16 protein-coding genes are annotated in these 25,654 nt (G+C 54.1%); 9 read left to right on the forward strand and 7 right to left on the reverse strand.

Translation table 11 applies throughout. The features are described from left to right. Nucleotides 1-49 precede the first annotated feature (49 nt). The gene (locus LOC67_RS08800) at nt 50-1,960 is read right to left on the reverse strand and encodes a sulfatase (protein WP_230262220.1); all 1,911 of its coding nucleotides are present in this window, start codon (nt 1,958-1,960) and stop codon (nt 50-52) included. A gap of 515 nt (nt 1,961-2,475) precedes the next feature. Here LOC67_RS08800 and LOC67_RS08805 point away from each other — a divergent pair. Further along, nucleotides 2,476-3,540 carry a deoxyribonuclease I gene (locus LOC67_RS08805; protein WP_230262221.1) on the forward strand — a complete coding sequence of 355 codons (1,065 nt, stop codon included), beginning with the start codon at nt 2,476-2,478 and terminating at the stop codon, nt 3,538-3,540. On the opposite strand, the gene LOC67_RS08810 is transcribed toward LOC67_RS08805, so the two are convergent. After that, nucleotides 3,492-4,805 (reverse strand): O-antigen ligase family protein, encoded by a 1,314-nt coding sequence (locus LOC67_RS08810; protein ID WP_230262222.1) that lies wholly within the window; start codon nt 4,803-4,805, stop codon nt 3,492-3,494. The genes LOC67_RS08805 and LOC67_RS08810 overlap by 49 nt on opposite strands. A 209-nt stretch (nt 4,806-5,014) precedes the next feature. Here LOC67_RS08810 and LOC67_RS08815 point away from each other — a divergent pair, with 209 nt between their 5' ends. Then, nucleotides 5,015-6,976, forward strand: a complete 1,962-nt coding sequence (locus tag LOC67_RS08815; protein ID WP_230262223.1) for an ATP-dependent helicase — start codon at nt 5,015-5,017, stop codon at nt 6,974-6,976. A gap of 91 nt (nt 6,977-7,067) precedes the next feature. Here LOC67_RS08815 and LOC67_RS08820 read toward each other — a convergent pair whose 3' ends face one another. The 3 genes from LOC67_RS08820 to LOC67_RS08830 form a co-directional block, all read right to left on the reverse strand. After that, the gene (locus LOC67_RS08820) at nt 7,068-9,092 is read right to left on the reverse strand and encodes an ATP-binding protein (protein ID WP_230262224.1); all 2,025 of its coding nucleotides are present in this window, start codon (nt 9,090-9,092) and stop codon (nt 7,068-7,070) included. A 1,337-nt stretch (nt 9,093-10,429) separates the two neighbouring features. Continuing rightward, nucleotides 10,430-12,106, reverse strand: a complete 1,677-nt coding sequence (locus LOC67_RS08825) for a DUF4153 domain-containing protein (protein ID WP_230262225.1) — start codon at nt 12,104-12,106, stop codon at nt 10,430-10,432. 431 nt (nt 12,107-12,537) lie between these two features. Continuing rightward, nucleotides 12,538-13,635 (reverse strand): hypothetical protein, encoded by a 1,098-nt coding sequence (locus LOC67_RS08830; RefSeq protein ID WP_230262226.1) that lies wholly within the window; start codon nt 13,633-13,635, stop codon nt 12,538-12,540. Between the two features lie 160 nt (nt 13,636-13,795). Between LOC67_RS08830 and LOC67_RS08835 the strand changes: the two genes are divergently transcribed. Both LOC67_RS08835 and LOC67_RS08840 read left to right on the forward strand, forming a co-directional pair. Next, complete coding sequence (locus LOC67_RS08835) at nt 13,796-14,872, forward strand: sugar phosphate isomerase/epimerase family protein (protein WP_230262227.1); 1,077 nt, start codon at nt 13,796-13,798, stop codon at nt 14,870-14,872. A gap of 317 nt (nt 14,873-15,189) precedes the next feature. Further along, nucleotides 15,190-17,592, forward strand: coding sequence for a lamin tail domain-containing protein (locus LOC67_RS08840; protein WP_230262228.1), 2,403 nt, complete (start codon nt 15,190-15,192; stop codon nt 17,590-17,592). A gap of 134 nt (nt 17,593-17,726) precedes the next feature. On the opposite strand, the gene LOC67_RS08845 is transcribed toward LOC67_RS08840, so the two are convergent. Together LOC67_RS08845 and LOC67_RS08850 are read right to left on the reverse strand one after the other, a co-directional pair. Further along, nucleotides 17,727-19,271: a POT family MFS transporter gene (locus tag LOC67_RS08845; RefSeq protein WP_230262229.1), complete on the reverse strand. Its 1,545-nt coding sequence runs from the start codon at nt 19,269-19,271 to the stop codon at nt 17,727-17,729. A gap of 136 nt (nt 19,272-19,407) precedes the next feature. Continuing rightward, nucleotides 19,408-20,013, reverse strand: a complete 606-nt coding sequence (locus LOC67_RS08850) for a hypothetical protein (RefSeq protein WP_230262230.1) — start codon at nt 20,011-20,013, stop codon at nt 19,408-19,410. Nucleotides 20,014-20,360: 347 nt separating this feature from the next. Between LOC67_RS08850 and LOC67_RS08855 the strand changes: the two genes are divergently transcribed. From LOC67_RS08855 to LOC67_RS08875, 5 genes are all read left to right on the forward strand, one after another. Then, nucleotides 20,361-22,313, forward strand: a complete 1,953-nt coding sequence (locus LOC67_RS08855) for an FAD-dependent oxidoreductase (RefSeq protein ID WP_315861047.1) — start codon at nt 20,361-20,363, stop codon at nt 22,311-22,313. Between the two features lie 11 nt (nt 22,314-22,324). Beyond that, the gene (locus LOC67_RS08860) at nt 22,325-23,758 is read left to right on the forward strand and encodes a cytochrome c3 family protein (RefSeq protein ID WP_230262232.1); all 1,434 of its coding nucleotides are present in this window, start codon (nt 22,325-22,327) and stop codon (nt 23,756-23,758) included. A gap of 115 nt (nt 23,759-23,873) precedes the next feature. Next, a complete protein-coding gene (locus LOC67_RS08865; protein ID WP_410001127.1) occupies nt 23,874-24,422 on the forward strand; it encodes a DUF3365 domain-containing protein in 549 nt (182 codons plus the stop codon). Nucleotides 24,423-24,505: 83 nt separating this feature from the next. Beyond that, nucleotides 24,506-24,940, forward strand: a complete 435-nt coding sequence (locus LOC67_RS08870) for a globin family protein (RefSeq protein ID WP_230262234.1) — start codon at nt 24,506-24,508, stop codon at nt 24,938-24,940. Nucleotides 24,941-25,083: 143 nt separating this feature from the next. Then, on the forward strand, nt 25,084-25,629 hold the full coding sequence (locus LOC67_RS08875; RefSeq protein WP_230262235.1) for a hypothetical protein: 546 nt from the start codon (nt 25,084-25,086) through the stop codon (nt 25,627-25,629). The last annotated feature ends 25 nt before the right edge of the window (nt 25,630-25,654 follow it).

Consider the following 25,654-nt stretch of genomic DNA (forward strand, 5'->3'; position numbering starts at 1 on the left):
GCCGACTTGTCTACTCCGCTGGTCTACGCGGCCGGCTTACTCCGCTGATTTACTCCGCTGGCCGAACTTGGATCGAATCCATCTTGATCACGGCGTCTTTCTCGCTTTGAAATACAAGCTCCAATTGATCAACGGTCGCTTTCCAATCGACAGGGAACTGTACCGCTGCCATTTCCGAACTCTGCACCGTTGTAGACTGCTTCGTTTGGGATTTGCCTGAGCGGGTGATCAAGGTCAACTGCGTTCCCTGCGGACACTGCAGTTCAATGACAAGGTCACCGTGATTTGCTTGGCGATCAAGTTCCAAGCCCCGCCGAACGATCGCCCCCTTTCCGTTGGGCAAATTAAATTCGAGCGTGCCGAGCTGGCCTGCGATATTCCCCATCGAAACATCGCTCGCTTCCCAGCCTTCGGTTTGCCATCCTCCACAATCGAATGTGAACAGCAACTTTCCGTCGGATCCCTCGCGTCCGTTGATGCGTTCCCATTCGTCGGAAAGCCCATCGCCGTCACTATCTTTGCGGACCAACTCGTACTCCGGATTGACTCCCTCGCCCCATTTTTGGCCACTGGCCTGAAACGCAAGTTCGCCGAGTGGCTCTTCATCGATTCCCGCATCGCCTTGAGCGATCCAGTCCGCCAGCAGCTGGCGGTGGCGTTTTAGTTGCTCGCGGAACTCCGGGTCCTTCACCAGGTTATTTACCTGTGCCGGATCGACGACGACGTCGTAAAACTCTTCCTCGGGCCGTTCGCCAAAATAGATTTTTGTCAGTGTTGGTGATAGCTCACCAGATCGATAGAGGTCATGAAGGTTCTGCAGGAATGGCCGCCCGTCACGATATTGTGGCTGCAGCAAGATCCGATCAGTTTTGAAGTTGCGTGTGTATCGGAATCGATCCGTACGCAGCGAACGGACACGATCGATCGTATGGTCCATCCGATCTTTGGCCGCCGCGACATAAACTCGAGGAACAAGAATCTCACCGAACAGGTCCTGCCCTTCAAACCATGACGGCTGTTTCACATTCGCCCAAGCCAATGTCGTTGCCGAAAGATCCAGCAAATTCACCAAATCGTCTCGCACCGACGGTGCTGGCACATGAGGAGACGGACCGGCGATGACCAGCGGCACATGCAAGCCACCTTCGGTCACCATCTGCTTGTGTCGAACCAAGTTGTTCGCACCATGATCGCTGACATAAACGACGATCGTATTTTCAGCTAAACCATTTCGTTTTAGGCCGTCGAGAACTTCGCCGATGTAGTCGTCATCTTTGCGGATCGCATCGTAGTGCTGAGCCACCGTTTCACGATACAGATCATTCTGTGGATAGTCGGCCGGTACGGTTACATCTTGCGGATCGACTTTACGGCTTGCCGGAAACTTGGTGGTATTGTTCTTTCCACCCGCGGTTTGGATCTGACCAAAGAAAGGCTGATTGGATTTGATCTTCTGCCAGTCTATTTCGCCACGCCGTTTGTTTTGCCACGAATAAGTTGCCGCCTGATCCCATTCAAAGTTGTAGTCATCCTTTCCAAGATTAAACGTGAAGTATCCACTTTCTTTGATCAACTGAGGCAAAAGCTTGACGCCGTCAGGCAGCTCGATTTTTACGGGACCACGACTGGAACGATGTTCGTGTGCTCCGAATCGAATCTGATTCATCCCTGCCATCAAGGCTGATCGACAGGGCGAACAAACCGGTGCAGGGGCGTAGGCTCGCGAAAACCGCACACCACGCTCGGCAAGCGAATCGATGTGTGGTGTCTGTCCCTTGTTGATGGGATCACCGTAGCATCCCATCCAAGGCGAAGTGTCTTCGGCGAGCAACCAAAGAATGTTCGGGCGTTTCGCCTTTCCCTGTGCTGATGACACCGCGTTAAGTGAGACAAACAAGAACAGCAAGCAACTGTAGCGAAGCCAGCCGTATCGAAGCCGAGCGGTAGATTGTGTAGGCATCGGTTTAATGTGGGCAACGATCCGAAACGTCGATGCGAAATAGACGCGTCGAATCCAGGAGGGAATCTCGCCAGCGCTTTCGTACGCCTCATGCGAATGGCAGATCGATCACCAAGTGCTTGCAATAAAACCATTGCAGCGCAACTTCGCGAATCGGCAAACCAGACGACTGCAGAGCTCAGTGAAAGGAAATTCAGTATAGCGACGAAACTTCCGGTGGGTTGTTGACGGCACGCCTCCGCCCGGAAAAGTCATCCTGACCGTCACGACACAGAATTCGTCACCGTTAGTCTGTGATGTCGGCTTTCAATACGGAAACTTCATCACGGAACCAATAGCTGTCGTGCCGATTGAAGAGTTGCCGTGATGTGTATTACGCAGACACATCGACTACGGACCGATGCGTCAACTGCCGGATTTTCGTCGCTGCCGCCCCTCCGGTCCAAACTGTTCCCAAACTTTCCATCCGGCCCTAACCGTAGTGGTCCGGTATGTGCGCGTACCCATTTCATAAGATGGAAGACTCTCGACGCTCCAGTCCCCTCCTGGTCCTGTTGACGACTTGCATGATCGTTGGCGGCGCGATTTATTTCGCTTCGAACTACAAGATCTCTGGTCTTGATCATCTAGAGATCCTCTCGAAGACCGAAGACAAACCGGCCGATTCGTCCGAAACCGATTTGGATGATGTCTTCTTTGTCAATTCGCTCGACACTGCTGACAAACAGTCCACGCCGTTTACGACCCCGGCTCAGCCTGCAGGATTTGTAGCACGCCCTGACGTCATCGCACCGCGAAATGTAAAACCGATCCGCATTGCCTCGTGGGCGCTAAGCGGATTTGGGCCCACCAAGTTTGCCGATGACAAGTCTCGCGCCGGAATCATTCGGATCATCCAGCAATACGACATCATCGCGTTGCAACAGATCACGGCAGCCGAACGTGACTTGGTTCCACGGCTATCAGACGCTTTAAACGAAGGTGGCGGAAACCAATTTGATTTTGTACTCGGTGGAATATCCGGTCCACCGAATCAGAGCGAGCAACTGGCAATCCTGTTCAACAAAAATCGTGTACGGATTGACCGTTCCCAGACCTACATGGTTGCCGATCCGCAAAACCAAATGACCTATGACCCGATGGTCGCATGGTTTCGTGCCGCCGAACCGCCAGACGAAGTCGCCTGGACATTCTCGCTGGTGAATGTGCGTATCAACTTGGCGCGAGCCCCAGTCGAAGTCGGCTTGTTGCCTGGAATCTTCTCCTCCGTACGTCTGGATGGCCGGGGTGAAGATGATGTCGTCATGGCGGGACTATTCCAAGCTGACGATACCTATTTGGTCAAAAGGGCAATGGGTGATGAAATCACAGCGGCCGTCCAGAGTCGCCCCACCGACATCTTCGGTCGGCATCAGACATCCAACATCCTTGTCGACCGAAATCGCACGAACGAATACATCGGACGTGGCGGACCATTCGACTTCTTGCGTCAATACAATCTCAGCCTCAGCGAAGCCGAAGCGATCAGCAGTCACCTTCCGATACGTGCCGAATTCACCGCTTGGGAAGGCGGGCTTTGAACCCTTTGAGTCGCCATCAATATCGCGGCCCAAAGCAGCGTCAAGGCGCATGGAAACGACGGCAAAAGGGTATCTTCAACCAAGCCCGAAACCAGTACGTAGGTCGCGATCCCACGTAGCAGCGGTTGATGTGAACTAAACGCGATCACCAACGTTGCCAGCAGCAACACCAACATCAACGCGCCAGCAACGATCCCTCCTGAGAAGATCACGTGTAACAGCAAGTTGTGTGTGCCGACTGCTTCGCTGCTCATCACCGATGCTGCACTATCCATCCCGTAGCCAACAAGGGGACGCTGGCTGATCCAACCGATCGCTTCTTGCCAGATGTCGGTGCGCCCGGTAAACGAAGTCAATTCTTCGACGTCACCAGACTTGGTGACTCGACCGGCAAGACTTTCCAGTGTCGCATCCGTTGATGTCAGGCCGACGACACCGACGAATCCTAAACCGACGATCGCAATGCCGACGGCAAGGACCGCTCCTAACCGGCTATAGAGTTTGTCAAAGAACAACATGACAGCGGCTGCCGCGGTCGCCAACATTGCGGTTCTCGAAATCGTTGCCAGCAACGTGACCGCTGCTAGCACGATCGCGATGGTGCATAACCAATAAAATGATCGTCGGTTGGCATCATCGCAGTTGTTCCCTCGCCAAAATGCCAGTGCGATCAGGATGGCCGTTGAAGCTTCATGGGCGATCGCGTTGGGATGCGAAACGCCACCCATTCGTGCAACCGTCGTTGTCGCATCCACGTATTCGTGAAATTGACCGAAGGACGGCCAGAGCAGAAATACGCCCCAGGCCAAAAAGAGGTAGACCGCAAGACCGAGCAACAAAACTCGGGCAAAGTTTTCAAATCCGATTGTCGAAAGCGTCGCCAAAATGAACAGCAAGTAACCAAGCAAGATCAATGCCGCCGCAACGCTGATGGTTCGCGAGTCGCTCGGCGAAACGATTCCCGCCAGAATGAACACCCCGGCCAAACAGAGCAGCGTGATCGCCGGGATCCGGCCAAGCATCTGACGCATCGTTGCACTTCGCAAGACGCCCCACAATCCGATTCCCCAAGCGGAAGCGGCGCCCAATAGCTTCAGCAACAACACAGGATTGGTGGGGCTGACGCGTGAATCGCTGACCGGTTGAATCGGATTCAGAAATGCAGCCAGAAAGCCAACCACGACGATCGCCACCGGGACGATTCGTAACTGTGTTCTTAGACGTGCCCCAACGGTCAGGGGCGGGGTGCTCGGCTGGACGTTCATCGATTGGTTCGCGACTGGCCGCCGTCGATCGATTGGTGACTCTGAATGATCCGAGTGAATCGGAAGTTGAATTCCATTGAGGATAGTCGGAGGTTGCTCGATCGTTAAACTAGACTTCCGGCCCGCAGTGATCGTGAGGAATCCCCTCAAGACGTTGATGGCTGAAATCGATTAAACGGATTCGAACGACCCCAGCGATCGGCGCCCCAATGGGACAGAACGAGACAGAAACCTATCAGCTGAATGACGAACAGCGAATGGCAGCGGAGTACTCCGGGGGGCACGCATTGGTCCTGGCTGGTGCCGGAACAGGCAAAACCAGCACCATCGTCGCTCGGGTTGACCATTTGATCGCTCGCGGAGTCGACCCACGACGGATCCTCCTTTTGACGTTTACCCGTCGAGCCGCCCGCGAAATGCGATTGCGAATGATGCAGCGCAGCGGCGAAGGCACAAAGCTCGTTTCTGCCGGCACGTTTCACAATTTCTGTTTGCAATACCTTCGCCGGTGGCCGGATCTATTCGGATGCGGTGCGCTGTCGATTATCGACCGTGATGACCAGCTTCAACTGATGAAATTGGCGCGTGGGACGGTCATCGGCAGCAATGCTCAGTTTCCCAAATCGGCGGAATTGGCGAACTACTACTCATATGCCCGCAACACCAACCGAACCATCGCCGAGTACTTGAAGGAGTTCACCGATCACGACGACGACATGATCGCTCGGATCTCCAACGTCTTACAAGACTACAGCAAACGGAAACGTGATTGCCGATACTTTGACTACGACGACATTCTGCATCTCTTCGCGCGAGGACTACACAAAAATTCGGTTCTCCGCGAAAAACTGAAACGTCGTTTCGATCAAATCTTGGTCGACGAAATGCAAGACACCAATCCACTTCAATGGCTGATTCTTGATGGCATTCGCGATCCGGCAAAACTGTTTTGCGTTGGAGACGATGCGCAGAGTATCTATGCGTTTCGCGGTGCGGACTTTCAAAACGTCCACTCGTTTACCGAACGTGTCGAAGGTGCGACGGTCTTGCGATTGGAAGAAAACTTTCGCAGCTATCAAGAGATCCTCGACCTATCGAATTGGTTGCTCGATCAGTCACCGCTGAACTACAACAAAAAGCTGCATGCGTCGCGAGGTGCCGGTGTCAAACCTTGCATGATCGACTTCAGCGAAGATCTTGAAGAGGCGGATTGGATTTCAGATGACTTGCTTGACCGTCATGAAGGGGGCGACGCTTGGAATCAACATATGATTTTGACTCGCACCGCTTTTGGTGCTCGTCATATCGAAGCCTCGTTGGTGATGAAAGACATCCCCTACCGCTTCGTCGGTGGAACTCAGCTTTTGCAATCCGCCCATGTCAAAGACTTGCTCAGCCTGCTGCGTGTGACAGACAACCCGGCTGACCAATTGGCCTGGATGCGATACCTGACGCTCTGGCCTCGGGTCGGAGAAAAAACAGCGGCATCGCTAATCGGGCAACTGCAAACGCTTTCCGGACCCGACAAAATCGAAGCTGAACTGACTGCCCGATCCAAAGCCAATCCACGTTTGGCGGAGGCCTACGCGGCATGTGTGAAATCACGCGACAATCCCAAACGAGCCATCACGGCGGCCGTCGACAAAATGACGCCGCTGCTGGAAAAGAAGTACGATGACTGGGACCGGCGATCGAAAGACTTGAAGCTGCTCGAACGCTTGGCAGAAAAGCATGCAACCGTCGGTGAATTTTTGGAAACCTATACCCTGGATCCGATCTCGGAAAGTGAAGCTTCCAACGACGACAATCATGATGTGGTCACCCTGATCACCGTTCATAGTGCCAAAGGAACGGAGGCCCCCGTCTGCTACTTGATCGGCGTACAACCGGGAACCTATCCCCATGCACGAAGCATCGGCGATGATGACAAGGAAGAAGAAGAACGGCGCGTGTTATATGTCGCGATGACACGAGCAAAGAACGAACTGATCATGACGGGAACAACACGCTATCAAGGCGCATTCATTCCGTTCCACAACCGATCGTTCGCAGGAGCAAACGCAAATAGCCAGACATACTTTTTGGAAAATGTGCCTGACTACCTGCTGGGGGACGTCGATCAATTTGATGATGATCCCTTCGATGAGCCGATCCGCTCCTATCGTGACTGAAGCGCTTCACAGCCCATCTGATCGGACCGCATGACGGTCCACGATGGCGAACACTTCGTCAGACACTTTGAAGATGTGTCTGAGCTTGGCGTCAAATGTGGAAGGTCAACGCACCGGTGTTGGCTGAATAGATCGGGAAAGTGAAACGGAATTTCGTTCCCGACCCTAATGTCGATTCGATTTCGATTTGCCCATCAAGGATTTCGCAGGCTTCGCGAACGGCAGCCATCCCCACCCCGCGTCCAGAGACTTCGCTAACTTGGTCTTTCGTCGAAAGCCCATCGGCAAAGACGGCAGCCTGAAGATCTTCTTCGCTATCGCATCGCATTCCCAGCGCGAGACATTTTTGCGAGACGCGATTCCAATCGATACCAGCACCATCATCACTGACTTCGAACACAAACTGTTCGTGGTCCTCCCAGGCACGCAGCATGATGCTGCCAGCGGGACGTTTTCCGATGCGAATCCGATCTTGTGGGTGCTCAATTCCGTGGTCAATCGCGTTGCGTACCACATGGATCACCGACCCCCAGAACGCGTTCCAATCCGGACAAGGTGGCCGTCGAACATCCTCGACTTCTATCTGAACATGAATTCCGGATTTCCCGAGACGTTCGCCAAGGTTCGTCGCTCGTTCGGCAAGTAGCTCAAGTCGATGATTAACGCGATCCCATGTCCAACGCCGCATTTTTGCAGCAAGCTGAGGACCGGCGCAGCCCGTTTCGATCGAGTGAACCGTGGATTCGAAGACATCTTTTTCGATCATCACATGATCGGCTTTTCCAATATCAACGATGGTTTCTAACCGAGAACGTATTGCCATCCATTGTGCCGCGATCGCATCTCTTTGTTCTTGGCCAAGCTGATTTTCCTCGTCGACCAGTTCATCTTCCAAGCGATGAAGCCAATTTGCAAAGATCTCTAATCCGAAGATCGCGCAGTTTCCTTTTAGCGTGTGAACCCAACGTTTCTGCTCCGCGATCTTGGCGGTTTCAATCCCTAGGTTCGAAACCAACCGATCAGCCTCACTTAAAAAGTCACGCAGACTTTTGGGATCACGAACGAAACGTGTAAAGATTGCCAACTGCTCCTTCTGAATTTCGTTCGCGTATTCAGCCTCACGCTCCGCCGTTGTGTCCGTACAGATCACAAGGATATGCTGCAATTCGCCGTCGACCATGACCGGACGATAGGTAAGCCGAAAGAACCATCCATCAACCTGCAAGTCGTTGGGAAGTTGATCCAATGCCAATTCCAATGGCATCCAATCACTGGAGATTTGCTCCCAGTGCAGTTCCAAGCTTTCTGCAAAGTCTTTGTGGACGATCTGCAAGCAATCCCAAATCTTGAGGCTGCGCAGCGGACAACCGAACCATTCTTGAAACCGCGCCGATGGCTTTCCGACAAAGTCACCGTTCAAACTGACGACGGCAAGCCCATCGGTGACGTTGTCCAAAACCAACAAGGCCTCCGCATGAGCCGTTTCGGCATCGCGGCGTGCAAGTTCAGCTTTCGAGCTCGCTAAAGTCAGCTTTCGCGCTGCGATCTCTTGCGTCAATCCGAACGACCATGCCGTCAATGTCACGACCGTGATCAGACCACCAGCCACGACGGAACTATGAATGAGCCTAAACGATTCCGGGATTTCTGAAGCCGGTAATGTCACCGTTTCACCCAAAGCCAACATGCTGCCGATCACCGAGATCGCTACGGCGTACCACGCGATTCCCGATCGGCGTCCTGCAACCATCATCGAAACGAGAGGGCCAAAAAAGAACCATGGCAATGCCGATGAACTGACTCCACCGGTACAGACGACAACGACACCAACACCCACCGTACAAATGCAAGCCAGAAGATTGCCAGCCAATCGAATTGATTGCGAACGTCGAAATAGCCAAACCGCGATCGGAACAGTGAAGATTGCCTGGGCCGGGCCGATCGAAGCGAAACGAAGTCCAAGTGCCAAATAGATCACCGAATAAACACATCCGGCGAGGAACACCAGTAGCGACAAGAAAATCGCTAGCCGTCCCACGCGCACCTGCTCCGTATCTCCCTGCGCGTAGTGTGCAGGGAGTAACCTATTGGTCCATTTTTCGATCAATGGCTCCATCGAAACGCTTGTCGTGACTCGGGGTGGACAGACATAAAAGACGTCCAACCCTAGCTTCACCCTTAGGTACGCCCGTCATGTTTCAGCAGCTAAAAGATGAGGGCGTTCCCTAGTTTTAGCACTCCAAACGCGAAAACCTCCGTGAAAGGCAGGGTGCGACTCCGCCCAGACGAAGGGCCATCGGTGACACCCATTGTCGCTGCGTCGTCATGGTGCAATGACGAAGTGAACCACAACCGACACCGTTTCTCATCATCAGCCGCCAGGCGCAAGCCTGCGGTTCTCACATTCCGAACCACTGCGGGAACCGCATGCTGGCGCATGGCGGCTGATAGCTAGAAACCGCACATGCTCTCGACGCACTGTTCCCAACAAAAACGGGTTCATCATCAGCCGCTTGGCGTTAGCCTGCGGTTCCTACAATCTGCACCACTGTGGGAACCGCATGCTGGCGCATGGCGGCTGATAGCCGGAAACCGCACATGCTCCCGACGCACTACTCCCAACAAAAACGGGTTCATCATCAGCCGCCTGGCGCAAGCCTGCGGTTCTCACATTCCGAACCACCGCGGGAACCGCATGCTGGCGCATGGCGGCTGATAGCCGGAAACCGCACATGCTCCCGACGCACTACTCCCAACAAAAACGGGTTCATCATCAGCCGCCTGACGCAAGCCTGCGGTTCTCACATTCCGAACCACCGCGGGAACCGCATGCTGGCGCATGGCGGCTGATAGCTGGAAACCGCACATGCTCTCGACACACTGTTCCCAACAAAAACGGGTTCATCATCAGCCGCTTGGCGTTAGCCTGCGGTTCCTACAATCTGCACCACTGTGGGAACCGCATGCTGGCGCATGGCGGCTGATAGCTGGAAACCGCACATGCTTGCGACGCACTGTTCCACACAAAACGGGTTCATCATCAGCCGCTTGGCGTTAGCCTGCGGTTCCTACATTCTGCATCACTGTGGGAACCGCATGCTGGCGCATGGCGGCTGATAGCTGGAAACCGCACATGCTCCCGACAAACTGTTCCACACAAAACGGGTTCAGCATCAGCCGCTTGGCGCGAGCCTGCGGTTCTTACAATCTGCGCCACCGCGGGAACCGCATGCTGGCGCATGGCGGCTGATAGCTAGAAACCGCACATGCTCTCGACGCACTGTTCCCAACAAAAACGGGTTCAGCATCAGCCGCTTGGCGTTAGCCTGCGGTTCCTACAATCTGCACCACTGTGGGAACCGCATGCTGGCGCATGGCGGCTGATAGCTGGAAACCGCACATGCTCCCGACACACTGATCTTGTCCGATTGCAAAAAACAAACCGTCAGCGATCTAGTACCACCGCTTTGAATAATAAATGAACGTATTGATCGCCTTCAGACGTTTGTCGCCGTCATCCAGATAGGTTCGCAGCTTCGATTCGTTGGCTATTAATCTCGGATACAGCAAGTCCGTTCCCCACTGGAACATGGTCCAATGCCATTGCTTCGAGGCGGTTTTGCGCTCGATTTCAATCTGTCGTTCCGCCAACATCGCGCGAACACCGTCTCGAATGATTTGGTCCTCCGCATCAACAAGCGGAAGAATCGCCAGATAGCCGAACTCATCTTTGCTCTTCACCGCCACCATCACTGAAGGATGCAAATATCCATCAAGGACTCGCGCACTGTTATAGCGATGAGCGACCCAATCCGACGGAAATATCGCCAACAGGATCAGTCCCAAAACAAAAGCAGTGGACTGGGATCGAAGAAGCCACCAAAAACCCTTTCGTTTGGCAATCTTCAACAAGACCAAAACGAATCCGGCCACCACGATTGAGGTGCCAAAAAATCCGACGATTCTCATCTGCGTCAAACCGTTGTAGCCGACGTAGATCATCAGTCGGTTGTAAACACTGGCGGCGAGCAAGAAATTCAGCCCTGACCAAATCCACGCCAGTTTCATCAGTCGGTTGATTCTCGGATCATTAAGAATCTCGCCTCGAAAGACGAACGACAACATTCCTGTCGAAAGTGCCAAAGCCACTGTCAACCAAGCGGCTCCCTCATGCGCATAACCGGCATAGTAAAACCCGTCTGGAAAGTCCCGTTTGTAAAGTGTTTGAAACTCAAAAACCAAATAGCTAACAAATAGCACGATCAGGCAGGTCAGCATGTTCCGGAACGCAACATACAGCACCGAATTGGCTGATGGCTTGACGACCGGTGCCGAATCGATCCCACCAATTCGCCATTTTGCGAAGTAGGGAAAGAACAGTCCTGCCCCGACAAGCAAGGCGATCACACAGAACGGAGGTTCCCAAGCATCCATGCGATTAAACCATCCAAACGCCCAGTCGCTGGCAGCTGTCCAAATCGATGTGACCTTGCCCATCAGGTCCGGGTTTGCCAACACGAAGATCGTCGCAAACGTCACCGTTGCCAGTGCTGGTAACAACCATGCCAGGGTCGCTCCCGGTGACGTCGCGGCTTCCTTTGCTTTGCCTACCTTGGGAAGGCGGTGGTAGAACAACCAAACCAAACCATCAATTGGGGCCCAAAAGAAAACCATGAATGTTTCGGCAGCCCAGGGAACACAGCCGGACGCCGCCAACGAATACGCCATCGTTAGCAACAGCAAGCTGATCATCACCCAGCCAGTGCCGACAAAAGCAAGGCGAAGGCTTCCGAGCAAGATGAGCAGCAACAGAATCGCGAGGATCAACTTGCGGTTTCCAAGCGTCACACTGTTGGCATCGCCCTTCGCATCTGAATTCCTCCAGTGTGACAACAGAATCAAAAATGGGGCGGCCGTAAAAAAGGCCGCTGGTCCGGAGTAGCCATACGACCTGTAAATCAACCAATCCGCCAGCGCCGTCCAGGCGAGGATCGCAAGTGCGACCAACATCGTCATTCGTTTTCGGTCTGTAGCTAGCAGGGACTCATCAGCACTGCCGGTGTCTGCACTGCCCGTATGGATCGGATCATCCGGCAACGAATTTGGCTGCGATTGATTGGGTTCATTCATCAGCGATGGTTCCCGCCATGCAAAAAAAGATTCGTTCTTATTCGTTGCCTTTGGAATCTAAAACACCGCAAGCTGCACAACGCGAACGCTGACCAAAGATTGGTTGCGGTGTCAAAAATGTCTTCCGCTGCCGAGCGGCGAACTTGATAAGTGTCGGCTTCGATTACTAAGGCCGTTGATTCAGCCGAAGAGTCAATTGTCGATATCGTTGATGTGATCAGCTTTTGATCCTCAACTGACCAATCACACAGCGACGATGCGTTTCATTCCATCGCAACGAACGCTGCTGCTGCCATACTACGGATGCGTGTTTGGTTTAGATCGAAAAAAAATCCCAACTGAAGACTCAGCTGGGACTCGCGTTGGCGTTTGTACGGTGATTGCCCGATATTTCCGGAAATCACTGCGGCGGTTGTATTACCGAATTGGCACTACGGCAGTTCGATGGTTTGCAAAGCCAACTTGCCTTTGACATCTGCGATCACAACAGCCTTGGACGCATTGAGCTTGTCCATTTGCTTGACGCCTTGCAGAGCCTCGACGGTTTCAAATGGTTGCCCTGCGGTGCCTCCACCAGAGACTCGTTCGCTAAGGCTCTCCTGATCTTCGATTCCGTCGGCGCTGATTTTCATCACACCGCGTGCGCTATTGCTCAACAAGATCGATGTTTTGCCTTCCTTTTCATAGACGATCATATCGAGCGGTTGATTACGGTTACCCAGCTCTGCGATCGTTGTTCCGCGTACCTTTTGGTCGCCGCCTAAATCGTCGACGGTAAAGCGAACCAATGGGGTGCAGGTATAGCCGGCAAGCAAGCTAGGTTCGCCATCGACCATCATTGGCAAGAAAGTTTGAATGGGAGATCCGCTTTCGACGCGGCCGTGAGCGGCGTGGAAGATTTCGACGCTGGTCGCGATTGTGTTCTCGGCAAATGGGAACGGAAATTCGATAACCCGTGATGGCGAATCGCCAGCCGAAAGCCCTGAGACCATGACCTTACCTTCAAAGTAGGCGAGGTCGGTGATCGAAGAGTTACGGTTGTTTCGGCTTCGACGGCCCTGCGTCACTTCACGGTCTTCCGGAGCGTTGGGAAGCACCTTGGTCGCGTGGCCGATTTTGTCCAAGTTGACTTGGCTGATTTGATCCGCACCGTCGATCCGCACAAGGTGAATTCGCCCATCCGCTTTGACAGAGACGAAACTGTTGCCGGTTGCCGGATTGACGGCCAACTCGCCAACTTCGACGTCGCCACTAACTGACAAAGCCGTTTTGATGGCGGCAACCAAGTCATCAATCTTGGGTGTGGTTGCATCGCCTTCGGTGTCTTCCAAATTGATCGCATAGACGGTTGCAGCCTTGGGATCACCGACAAGCAAGATGCCTGATTCGGTAAACGCCATTGGCCCGATTGCCTGCAATTCAATGGGCCCGGTTGTCATTCCACCCGATGCGGCATAGCACGTCACCGATGACGCGAATGCAAGACTTAGTACGCAAACTGTTTTTCGAAACAAGGGCGCCAGTGCCATGGTAAAATCCCCAGTCAGATAGGAGGTAACAGTCAATTGATAAGTGATCGGTGGAATCGATTGAGCATCGCTCGAAAGCGTTGCAACGATCAATCGTCTCTTGACAACTGCTGTTTAAAATAACGGATCGCGACAAGTGAAACACAGCGAGGAATCATCGGTGTCTAAGAAACCAGAAAATTACTGTTTGCCATTGGGACAGAATCGCAAGGTCAGTCGTCGCGATGCCATTGTGGCTGGAATCGCCGGAACGGCAGCTGCCAGCGTCACGGCAAACAGCCTCGCCCATGCACAAGATTCCACCAGTGAGGCGTCCGACAATCACAACAACAGACCCAATGCTGATGATCGCAAGGCGGCAACGAAACGTTATGCGGCCAAAAAGTCCATCAACCTATGGGCGTTTCCTTATCCCGAGCGGATGTCGTTGCAGGAGTGTATGCAGCTGGCAAAGGATGCTGGCTTTGATGGAATCGAGTTGAACTACGACTTGGAGAATGATCTATCTCCCAAGGCCTCAAAAGCCGACTTGCTAGCGATCCGACGAATGGCTGACAAAATCGGGATCGAAATCAGTGGGCTATGCTCGTTCCTGTTTTGGCCTTACCCACTATCCAGCCTCGACCAAGCGAAACGAGATCGGGGAATCGAACTGGCAGGATTGATTGCCGATGCGGCCGCAACGATGTCAGTCGAGAATGTGCTGGTCGTTCCAGGTGCGGTCCACATCCCGTGGCGCGACGATCACGATCCCGTTCCCAACGATGTCTGTGAAAAGCTAGCGCGAGAAGCGATCGGCAAGTTAGTTCCCAGTGCCGAGAAGAGCGGCGTCTCGTTGAATATGGAAAACATCTTTTTCAACGGCTTCCTGATGACCCCGATGGAGATGAATGATTTTGTCGACAGCTTCGGAAGCGAACACATTCAAATTCACTTTGATACCGGTAACATCTCGATGTTCCAGCATGCCGAACATTGGGTACCGATCCTGGGAAACCGAACAAAGAATATTCACTTCAAAGAATTCACCAAGAAGGGCACCGACTATTCATTGGAAACTTTTCGTCCATTGCTGGACGGAACGACCAATTGGCCCGCGCTGATGGATGAACTGGAAAAGGTTCAATATGAAGGCTTCGTGACGTTTGAGTACTTCCATCCCTATCCGCACTATCCCGAAGCGTTGATCTACCAAACATCGGATTCACTGAACCGTATCCTCGGCCGACCGGTCTAGCACGCTGACCAGATCCCTCGCGGCCTATCGATTGAACTCCTCCCAAGCCTATTGGTGGGCGACGGCCGCGAAACTCAGACCGATCTGGCAAAGAAAATATCAGGCGATGCTGATCCGATAGCCAGTGCCGACAACCCCAGTCGTAGGGGTATCTTTGCGGCAAGACTTTAGCGACTCTATGAGCGTCATTCGCCGTTCACCGAACCGCCTGAATCACTTCCATGGCCGCGCGCTACCATTCTTTGCTGCTTCGTTATTCAAAGCGTCTGCTACGCTCGCGCCGCCAAAGTCGATCGGTCCGACGGATACGATCGGAAATGCTCGAAGAACGAATCTGTTTGTCGGCCGTCCGCATCGTTTCCTGGAATACCGCCAACGCCCCTAATAATTCAACCGAAGACACTTACTTCTCGACGGTCTTCGAGGCGATCGGAAACGAGAACGTCGTGGGCAATGCGATCGCGCCATCGATCATCGCGCTGCAAGAAACCGATAACGCTCAGTTGGGTGGAAATTCAATCGCGCGGATCGACAGCCTGCTGGAGACGCTCTATCCGCAAACCGTCTACGACCACGCGGTCACGGGGCTCGACACCGGTGGCGATGCGACGGGCTTCGTCTACGACACGGCGATCTTCGAGCTGGTGTCGACAGCGGTTGTTGCCGAAACCGGTGGGATGCGTGATTTTGCCCACGACATCATGCGTGGACAGTTTCGTCCCGTTGGCACCAGTGGCCAGAGCGATTTCTATATCTACACCACACATTTGAAAGCCGGATCCAGCGGCGACAACATCAGTCGACGAACGGCCGAAGCGAACGCGATTCGACTGGACATTGATTCGCTCGGCGCCAATCAAGACGTCCTGGTGATGGGCGATTTTAATATTTCCGGCAGCAGCGAAGGTGCCTACCAGAACTTCCTAAGGTCTGGCACAGGCCAGCTGTTCGACCCAATCGATTCACCGGGCGAATGGAAAAACAACGTTAGCTTCCGCGCGATTCATACCCAGAACCCTGCAATCAATGGTGCAGGTGGGATGGATGACCGGTTCGACTTCCAACTGGCAAGCGGCGCCGTCTTTGACAACGAAGGGCTTCAGTTTATTGAAGGCTCTTATCGAGCGTTTGGCAACAACGGAACGCATACGTTCAATTCCGATATCACGACGGGAAGCGGCGCCACACCAAACGTTCTGGCAGCGCTGGCGGCTGCAAGCGACCATCTTCCCGTCGTCGTTGATTATGAGATCGATGTCAATCTTCCAGGTATCAATCTCGATACCGGCGGTTCGCCAATTCAAATTGTCGAAGGGTCATCCGCAGCAAACTACAACGTCCATCTCGATACAGTCCCCAGTTCTTCAGTAACGGTGACCATCACCAGCGACGCAAAGACACTGGTCAACGGTTCTAGCCAAGCGGTCCTGACATTCACCACTGAAAACGCATTGGTGCCACAAACGGTCAGCATCCAAGCGATCGATGATACGGTCGCCAACGGGAATCAGATCAGCGTGATCAACCACGCGATTGACAGTGAGGATGCGGACTATGACTCGCTTGATGACGTCCCTCTGAATGTGACGGTCATCGACAATGACTTGCCCTCCATTGCGATCACGGAAATCATGTACAACCCAGCATCCAGTGAACCCCTGGGTGAATGGGTGGAAATCGCCAATCTCGGTCCCGGAGTGATCGATATCAGCGGCTGGACCCTGGACGATGAAGACGACACCAATTGGGCAACCATCCCCACCGTGTCACCTCTTGCCGAAGGAAGCGTCGCGATCCTTCATAACAGCGAAGTGGATTCGAACACGTTCCGTGATCGTTGGGCGATCGATAGCGAAGTCACGGTGATCGGCATTGATTGGGGATCACTCGCCAACGGGCCTTCGCAATCAAGTGAAATACTACAGCTGATCGATAGCTTTGGTGAGGTTCAGGACGAAGTCAACTACGATGACGAAAACGACTGGCCGGTGGATGACAACGGATCCAGTATCTATTTGATGAACCCAAGGCTGGACAATAACGTGGGCAGTTATTGGGGCCTGACCGATGAGTCGACCCCAGAAGCACGCCATCCTTCGGGAAGCCCATTTAGCTCCGCAGACATCGGGACCCCAGGCTTCGTTCCGGGTTTGGTGATCGACCCGCCTCGCATTGTCGAAACACGTCTTGCCAGCGAAATCGCCAACGTTGATCAACGGTCGGTGCTCCGCAGTGTGACCGTTGTGTTTGACCGAATCGTTGCGGCCGACGCGTCCGCCTTTGAATTGATCCGGCAAGGCAGTAGCGGTCTTGATGCGGCGAAAGTCGGCATCGTCGTGTCAGCCGCCGACGTGCTCGATCACACGGAAATCACACTGAGGTTTGCGGGTCAGCACGCGGACTTGAGCGGATCGCTGGTGGATGGGGCATACGAACTGCATGTGATGGCCAGCGGCATCAGCAGCGGCGGAATCACTCTTGATGGTGACGGCGATGGAAACTCCGGTGGCGACTACCGATTTGGCGAAAGCAGCAACGACCGTTTCTTTCGGCTGTTCGGCGACTACGATGGCGACAAAGACGTTGACCGAATCGACATGGCCGTCATCGGCGACTTCCTTCGCAAGAACGAGTACGAAGCAGCGTTCGATGCCGACGACGATGAAGACGTCGACTTGGCAGACTTTGCTCAATTCCGAGTGCGGTTGAGCCGACGATAGAAGTCGGCTTGATTGGAAAGCAAACGCGACGACAAATCACAAGCGATAACCAGATCGCTTAAATGGCCGCTTGCCACATCGGCCGCCTCTGACGAAGCAGCCAACGCACGGTTGCCTTCAATGACCTGGCAGCATTATCCGCTATAGCCAGGTCCTTCCGCTTCGGCCTCGGCTTCGCTATCGAAATCCTGAATGTACTCTTTGCCCTTGTACATCATCGCGACGACAACGAAGACAAACGACGCGACGAGCATCAGTCCGGTAAAGAACCAGTAGTACGATGCACCTTCCAATTTGCTAGTGCCATCGGGGTTGCTGATGAAAGCGTTGACGAACGCGGTGATCGCATTTCCGAAAGCGACCGAAAGCAAGTAAAAGCTCATCACGATGCTCTTCATGTTGTTGGGAGACTGCGTGTAGCTGAACTCTAAACAGGTGATCGACACCATCACCTCGGCACCGGTTAACAACAAGTAAGCCAGCATCTGCCAAGAAATGCTGGGCGTCCCGCCGGCGACAATCGCTTGTTCGATCAACGCACTGACCGTAAAGGATGTCACGGTCACGAACATCCCGATCCCGATCTTTCGAAGCGGTGTCAAGGGAAAGACTTTATCAATCGCGGGATAGACGACGTAGGTGAATAGCGGGACGAGTATCAAAATCAGAAATGGGTTCGCCGCCTGGATTTGACTGCTCAGAAGCTCGACCCCAAACACGGTTCGGTCCATATTCTCGGCCTGCAAGACCCAAGCACTCGCAGTTTGATCAAACAAGCTCCAGAAGACCGCGACCAACAGATACAGTGGCGCCAATCGTAATAGCGAAGCCAAGCCCTCACCGGTGAATGCTTCACGAAAGACCTCGGGGCCTCGTGCAGGAATATGCACAAATCGATTCCGCCCCATCCAAAACATGAGCGTTGCCACGCCCATCAAGATACCGGGAACGCCGAAAGCGACTTGAGACCCATAACGGTCTAACAACAGCGGCGTTAGCAAAGTCGATAAGAACGACCCCAAGTTGATCGCGATATAGAACCAGCCGAACACTTGGCCCAGCAGGTGCGAATTCCGTTTCCCGAATTGGTCTCCCACGTGAGCCGACACGCAAGGCTTAATCGCTCCTGTCCCGAATGCGATCAGCCCTAGACCGACGGCCAACCCGAGTCGTGTTTCGTTCAGCGCCAGTGCCAAGTGCCCCAGGCAGTACAGCACCGATAGATAAAGAATCGTTCGGTATTTACCCAATAACCAGTCGGCCAAGAATGCACCGAAGACAGGCGTGAAGTACGCGGCCATCACAAAAAGGTGCATCCAGAATTTGGCGTCATTGTCGTTCATCGTCGACAACTCACCATCGCTACCGAGCAGATACTGGGTCATGAAGACCATCAGAATCGCCTTCATCCCATAGAAGCTGAACCGCTCGGCAGCTTCGTTTCCGACGATAAATGGAATCCCCGGAGGCATCGTTTCGATCGGATACGGCGACGTTTGCCAACTACCAGATGAGCCGCCTCCTGTCGTTTCTTCGCTGTGATCGGCGGGAGGGGTATAAGGATCGTTAGACTGGTTGTCGGTCACGATGGATTCTGCTCTCTCGTGGAACGGTGCGGAATGGTCCACATCATCGCTGACACAGAAGCCCACGACAACGCCTTTACCACTGGAGGGCACCGTCTAAGGCCTAAGCGTGGCGATTGGGGAAACGTCTGACAGGAAAGGCCTGTGAAACGAAAGTCCCTCTAATATCCACTGAACCCATGCGGGCTATGTCAACGAAAATGCGTCAACTTCCGAACCGCCGATGCGACTATCGCCAGTATCCGTTGACGTCCTGAAAGAACTGATAACGTGGACTCTGGTGACCGATCGCGCCTGGCCAGTTGTTACCCCCGAACGGTTGACGTGATCCAGACTGATATCGTGTCACTGGCTGGCTAGGACGGTAAATGCGAACCGCAGGAGCCGCGTTTGTCACCACTGCAGGACTCGTCGCTTTCGTCGAACCAACCACGGCTGGAGCGACCACCTTTCGTGGCTGGACGTAAGTTCGTTGTTGAACGCTACGGTGGCGACGGAATAGCCATCCGTTGCCCGCTTCGGCTTGCTGCGATCCGACCAACGAGCACGCAACGGCGGCAACCATGATCATCAACACCGATATCTTTCTTGAACGCTTCATCGCACTGGCCCTGTATTGAAAGTTTGAAACCGCTGGAGGGATATTGCATCGAATCGTGTAGCCCTTCGATTTTACGAAGACAAGCCATGGTGGTCGCCTAGGCAGCTGTACTGCACGCGTTTCGACATCTGTAGTGCCAAGCGTTTGTGCGATCGGATCGTTACTGACTTTTTCACCAAGTTCGCTAATTGGCGCTAACTTGGCAGATGCGATCGAGCACCAATTTCTAAGCATCCATTGCGAGCAAACTGTGCACCGGCGCCCAACCGCTGCGCACACGCGAAACAAAGACCGCACAAGCGAACCGCCTAAGGGCGAATGAGCACACACTGCGCCACCTCGAGGGCGTTTCAGTCCGCACGGCTAATTCACTGGCACTTCAGCCCCAATATTGGCCTTCCTTTTGCGTCCCAATCGCGTCCGATGACGCCCCTCGGCACCGTCGTGTCCGTTCATCAACCTTGTCGTGCTACCTCCCTTATTGAATGCCCGCGATTGTTACCCGTACTCGAGTCTCCTTATCGAGAAAAAGACGTCGAGTTCAACCTGACGAACAGTCTTTAGCGATCCGATCACGGTTGGTGATCGTCGGTGGAGGTATGGCTGGTTTTGGCCTGTGCGACCGCTTGGTCCGCGCCGGAACCCATCGAAGCTACGACATTACCCTGATCGGCGATGAACCCACGCCGGCCTATGATCGAGTCAACTTGAGTCGGTATTTCCAGGGCTCCTCAGCGGACGACCTGCTTCTCGCCCCAAGATCTTGGTACGAATCCAACAACATCACGCTTCGAACCGGGGCACGCATCGTCCGGATTGATCGACGCGCGAAACGGGTTTTCGAGACCTCGGGTGAGTTCCATCAGTATGACAAGCTGGTGATCGCGACGGGCTCTCATGCTTTTGTCCCACCAATCCAGGGACATGACAGCGAAGGCGTCTTTGTCTATCGAACCATTGATGACCTTAAAGCGATCAAGGCATACTGCGATGCCAATGGTGCGACTCGAGGTGCGGTGATTGGTGGAGGCCTTCTTGGACTCGAAGCCGCCAAGATCATGATGGACCTGGGCATCGACGTCAGCGTGATCGAAATGGCGCCGGGGCTGATGCCAAGGCAACTTGATGCCAACGCGGCGAAGCTGCTCGAACGCAAAATACGCGCCCTTGGCGTCGACATTCATCTCGTTCGCCGTACCGAGTCCATCCACCGCGAAAACAATCGTCTACGGCTGCATTTTGCCAACGCCGATGACATGTCCGTCGATGTGCTGATCGTTGCCGCAGGAGTCCGCCCCAATGATCGACTTGCCGAGGACGCGGGACTGCAGATCGGACCTCGACGTGGAATCGAAATTGATGAAACGTTGCAAACAAGCGACCCTAGCATCTTTGCGATTGGTGAATGTGCATCCTTCAAAGAGCATGTCTTCGGACTCGTCGCACCCTGCTATCGCATGTCCGATGTACTGGCCAGCCGACTCGCCGGAAATGAAACACAGTTCAACGGAGCTGACGAATCAGCCGAATTGAAACTGATGGGGATCCAAGTCGCCACGCTTGGAAAAACCATCGGCGAATCACCCGGCGGTTCCATCATTTCGCACGAAGACGGCGAAGGTCGTCGCGAACTATTAATCGAACGCGGCAGAATCGTTGGCGCCTCATGCGTCGGCCCATGGACCGAACTGCCTCAAATCCGCCAAGCGATCAACAAACAATCAAGGTTGTGGCCCTGGCAACGATCGCGTTTCGAGAAAACAGGAACACCGTGGGATTCCGGTGGTGCATTGCCGGTTATCAACTGGCCGGCCGATTCGATCGTCTGCTCTTGCTTGTCGGTAACGAAGCAAACGATTAGCGAATTGGTTTCCAGCGGTAAAACCTCACCCGAGTCGATTGCCGATTCCTGTGGGGCCTCAACAGCCTGCGGAAGCTGCCGAAACTTGGTCTGCGAACTGGCGGGCGCGTCGGGGCAACAAGCTGCCGTGCCTTGGGCCCGGACCATGCTGGCAACCAGTGCGATCGCCAGCTTGGTGGTTCTGATTTGGTTGGTCAGCAATCCGATCCCTGCGGCGACTTCTGTTCAAGACGCGACATTCAAATTTGAATCAGCACTGCAAAGTGACTTGGGACGGCAGGTCAGCGGCTTCAGCCTACTGGGCGGAACGTTGATCGGATTGCTCTTTTCGCTGCGGAAACGATTTCCCAAATTTAAATGGGGCAGCTACGGATTTTGGAGAGCCACCCACGGCGTCCTGGGAACAGGCGTTCTGCTTGGCATGATCGCCCACACTGGCATGCGACTGGGATCCAACCTGAACTTTCTGTTGGGAACATTCTTCCTGGCGGCGATCCTGGTCGGTGCTTTCGCCGGAATCGTCAGCAGCTTGGAATCGAGATTGACGGGCACACTTTCGATCCTCTCGCGTGCATGGAGACCTCGGCTGACGAAGCTTCACCTTTGGATCACGTGGCCGCTGCCGATTTTGATCGGTCTGCATATTCTCAGTTTCTATTGGTTTAGCGATTGAAACGGGGAATCATGTTGAAGGCGATCATTAGTAAGCTCCGCAGTTCACCGAACGGTTTGAAGTGGATTGCGTGCCTGGGAATCAACCTTGCGATCGGCAGCTATTATTCGGCGGCCTTGGTCGCCCCTGCGTCATCGATCAAGTCAGCCTGGCTGCCCGGAAAGACAACCCATGGGCACTACCAAATCGAACTCGATTGTGACGCCTGTCATAGTGCGTCAAATTCGAAAGAAGGCCCGACGTCATCGGACGTCATGCAAGACGCCTGCATCCGATGCCATGGCGATCAGCTCAAAGACGTCGACACGCACCCGGCAAAGAAATTCAACGACCCCACCAACGCGGAACTTTTGGCAACCCTGGATGCGCAGAACTGCTTGAGCTGCCATGCCGAACACGTTCCGCACCAGACGTTGGCGATGGGACTGACAATGCCCGCGGACTACTGCTGGCATTGCCATCAAGATGTCGGTGACAGTCGCCCCAGTCACCAAGGCATGGCTTTTGACAGTTGCGCAACCGCCGGATGTCATAACTACCACGACAACAGCGCACTGTATGAAAAGTTTCTCGATGATCATTTCGGGCAACCTGATCAACTCGATGTTGCCGTCACACCATCAAGAAACACACTCGCGAGCCTTTCAGGCGACCAACTGCCACGAAAGGGTTGGTCCAAACCGGCGATCGGCTTGGACGATGCGGACTTTCCAGAAACGACCGAATCGAATCCTCAGCTTCTTCGTGATTGGGCCGAAACGGCACACGCCGCTGCCGGCGTGAACTGCAGCGGATGCCATGTTACCCAGAGTGAGGCTGCCCAAAATGACGATTCAGCTTCGTGGTCTGACAGTGTCGCGATGGAAACATGCGGCCAATGCCATGACAAACAGGTCGACACGTTTCTTGACGGAAAACACGGAATGCGGTTGGCGGCAGGCCTGACACCGATGACGCCTGACCAGGCGCGGTTGCCGATGAATCATGACGCCGCGCATCGTGAACTCGATTGCAACGCCTGCCACAACGACCACCGATTCGATACGCAGTTTGCCGCCACCGATGCCTGTTTGCAGTGTCACAACGACGATCACTCGCTCGCACACGTTCAATCACCGCACGGACAACTCTGGCGTGACGAAGTGCTTCACAAAGGCGAACAAGGGACAGGCGTTTCGTGCGCCACCTGCCACATGCCGCGTCTGGAAGGTGATGACGGCATCTGGGTCAATCACGACCAAAACGCCAACCTTCGTCCCAATGAAAAGATGGCTCGCGAAGTCTGCCTCAACTGCCACGGCTTGGAATACTCACTGAGCGCATTGGCAGATGAAGAACTCATCCGCAATGGCTTTGCCGGGGAACCGAGCGAGCGAAATAAAAGCGTCGAGATGGCGCACCAGTGGTTCCTCGAGCGTGCCAAAAAACGCCGGCCCCGACCTTAGTTTCAGTTCTTGTTTGACGTTTGTTTCTTCTTAATCCGAGGCTTCTGAAATGAAAACGACAACTTCGAAATTACTTTCGATCGCCTGTGTCGCTCTGGCTGCATCCGGCACACTGATGACTATCTCTGGTTGCTCCAGCAGTGAAGCCAGCTCTGCTGCCGCCGGCGGAATCACCCCCAAGCAATTCGCCGACGGCGTGCACGCGGTCATGATGGCCGACAGAACCGTCTACGCGACCCATGTCGTCACCAACCTGAAAAAACAAGAAGCCCCGGTAACGGCCGATGAATATTGGCAAGACACCGAAAACGCGATTCCATTGCCAGCCCAGATGTTTCGCATGGGAGCCGAACTTGTTGACGAAAACCCCGAAGCGGGATTCACCTACGCACTGCGAAGCAAGTGGCCTTTGAACGAACAACACCAAGCAAAAACAGACTTCGAAAAGCAAGCACTCGACTTCATCAGCGATAACCCCGGAGAAAACTTCTACGGAGAAGAAGACCTGGGTGGAAAGAAATATTTTGTCGCTGTCTATCCCGACCGGGCTGTCGCAGAAGCCTGCTGGAGTTGCCATAATGACCACCCCAATCGTGGCGAAGACTACCCTGATTTTGCCAAGGACGATGTCATGGGTGGAGTGCTGGTTCGCGTCCCAATGTAGGACTAACGGATTCGAATCCGATGTGAAATATACGGTCGCATAAACACTTGTCTTTACATCCCCATTGCACTGGTGAATGAATCATGAGCCCAGAAGAAATTGAACTCGTACAATCGAGCTGGGAAAAGGTTAAGCCGATTTCCGAGCAAGCCGCGGAACTGTTTTATGGAAAGCTGTTCGAACTTGATCCCTCGCTGAAGCCGCTTTTTAAAGGCGACATGAAAGAGCAGGGCAAGAAGCTGATGGCAACCTTGAACCTTGCCGTCGTCTCACTGACCAAGCTCGAAGAAATCCTGCCTGCCGTCCAAGACCTCGGTCGTCGCCACGTGAAATACGGGGTGCCTGATGAGAGCTACCAAACGGTCGCCCAAGCACTGCTTTGGACGCTCGAACAAGGCCTCGGCGATGGCTTCACCCCTGAAGTCAAAGCGGCTTGGACGAAGACCTACGTTACGCTTAGCAATGTGATGCTAGAAGCAGCCCACGAAGGCGACCAACCGGCATCCGCTGCAGGTTAAGCCGGCACGCACTGGCAAGAAAGCTGGCTTAACCAGATCACGACAATCTCAATTTTATCCGGGCGGTGCCGAAGTTGTTTCGGGCCGCCCGTTTGCATTGAGTTCCATCGTTTGTACCAATCATCCACGCACCACGATTGACCATGAAACTTGACCTCCGACGCGCTCTTATGCTGTGTCCTGTGATGCTGCTTGCCACCTGTCTTGCTGGCTGCAAGAAAGCAACGACGCCGGACGAGTCCAGCGTGACCGCATCGACATCCGAACCTGCTTCGACAGACCAAGCCGATGCAGAGACCACACCATCGCCTGCGATCTCCCCCTCCGCTCCACCACCAGCCTCGGACGCAGAGACCGCCCCAGAGCCACTGGAAGCACTTCCTGATGGTGAAGCCGAGGACGGCGGCTACACGATCGCCCAGGTCATGCAGTTAGCCCACGACAACAAACTCTATCGAGAGTTATTCAGTGAACCGGCCGATCCCGAAGTCGTTCAGCGGCTCAAGACGCTGTATGCTGATCTGCCCAAACGCGAACCACCCAAAGGCGATCCAGAGCAGTGGAAAGAACGCTCGCAAGCCCTCGTCGATGCGGTGGATGCGATCGAGTCGGGTGATGAGAAGGGCGTCGCGATGCTAAAACGCGCGGTCAATTGCAGCTCTTGCCACGGGCGACACCGCGAAAGCTAGAGGGAAGCTCTGCGAAAGCTGATTG

The organism is Stieleria sp. JC731 (assembly GCF_020966635.1).
GTDB lineage: Bacteria > Planctomycetota > Planctomycetia > Pirellulales > Pirellulaceae > Stieleria.

What these genes read in the sequence shown, in the direction of transcription:
- LOC67_RS08875 (WP_230262235.1), top strand. Translation starts at nt 25,084, where the DNA reads ATGAAACTTGACCTCCGACGCGCTCTTATGCTGTGTCCTGTGATGCTG.
- LOC67_RS08825 (WP_230262225.1), bottom strand. Translation starts at nt 12,106, where the DNA reads ATGAATGAACCCAATCAATCGCAGCCAAATTCGTTGCCGGATGATCCG.
- LOC67_RS08860 (WP_230262232.1), top strand. Translation starts at nt 22,325, where the DNA reads ATGTTGAAGGCGATCATTAGTAAGCTCCGCAGTTCACCGAACGGTTTG.
- LOC67_RS08805 (WP_230262221.1), top strand. Translation starts at nt 2,476, where the DNA reads ATGGAAGACTCTCGACGCTCCAGTCCCCTCCTGGTCCTGTTGACGACT.
- LOC67_RS08865 (WP_410001127.1), top strand. Translation starts at nt 23,874, where the DNA reads ATGACTATCTCTGGTTGCTCCAGCAGTGAAGCCAGCTCTGCTGCCGCC.
- LOC67_RS08815 (WP_230262223.1), top strand. Translation starts at nt 5,015, where the DNA reads ATGGGACAGAACGAGACAGAAACCTATCAGCTGAATGACGAACAGCGA.
- LOC67_RS08850 (WP_230262230.1), bottom strand. Translation starts at nt 20,013, where the DNA reads ATGCTTAGAAATTGGTGCTCGATCGCATCTGCCAAGTTAGCGCCAATT.
- LOC67_RS08820 (WP_230262224.1), bottom strand. Translation starts at nt 9,092, where the DNA reads ATGGAGCCATTGATCGAAAAATGGACCAATAGGTTACTCCCTGCACAC.
- LOC67_RS08830 (WP_230262226.1), bottom strand. Translation starts at nt 13,635, where the DNA reads ATGGCACTGGCGCCCTTGTTTCGAAAAACAGTTTGCGTACTAAGTCTT.
- LOC67_RS08800 (WP_230262220.1), bottom strand. Translation starts at nt 1,960, where the DNA reads ATGCCTACACAATCTACCGCTCGGCTTCGATACGGCTGGCTTCGCTAC.
- LOC67_RS08870 (WP_230262234.1), top strand. Translation starts at nt 24,506, where the DNA reads ATGAGCCCAGAAGAAATTGAACTCGTACAATCGAGCTGGGAAAAGGTT.
- LOC67_RS08810 (WP_230262222.1), bottom strand. Translation starts at nt 4,805, where the DNA reads ATGAACGTCCAGCCGAGCACCCCGCCCCTGACCGTTGGGGCACGTCTA.
- LOC67_RS08840 (WP_230262228.1), top strand. Translation starts at nt 15,190, where the DNA reads ATGCTCGAAGAACGAATCTGTTTGTCGGCCGTCCGCATCGTTTCCTGG.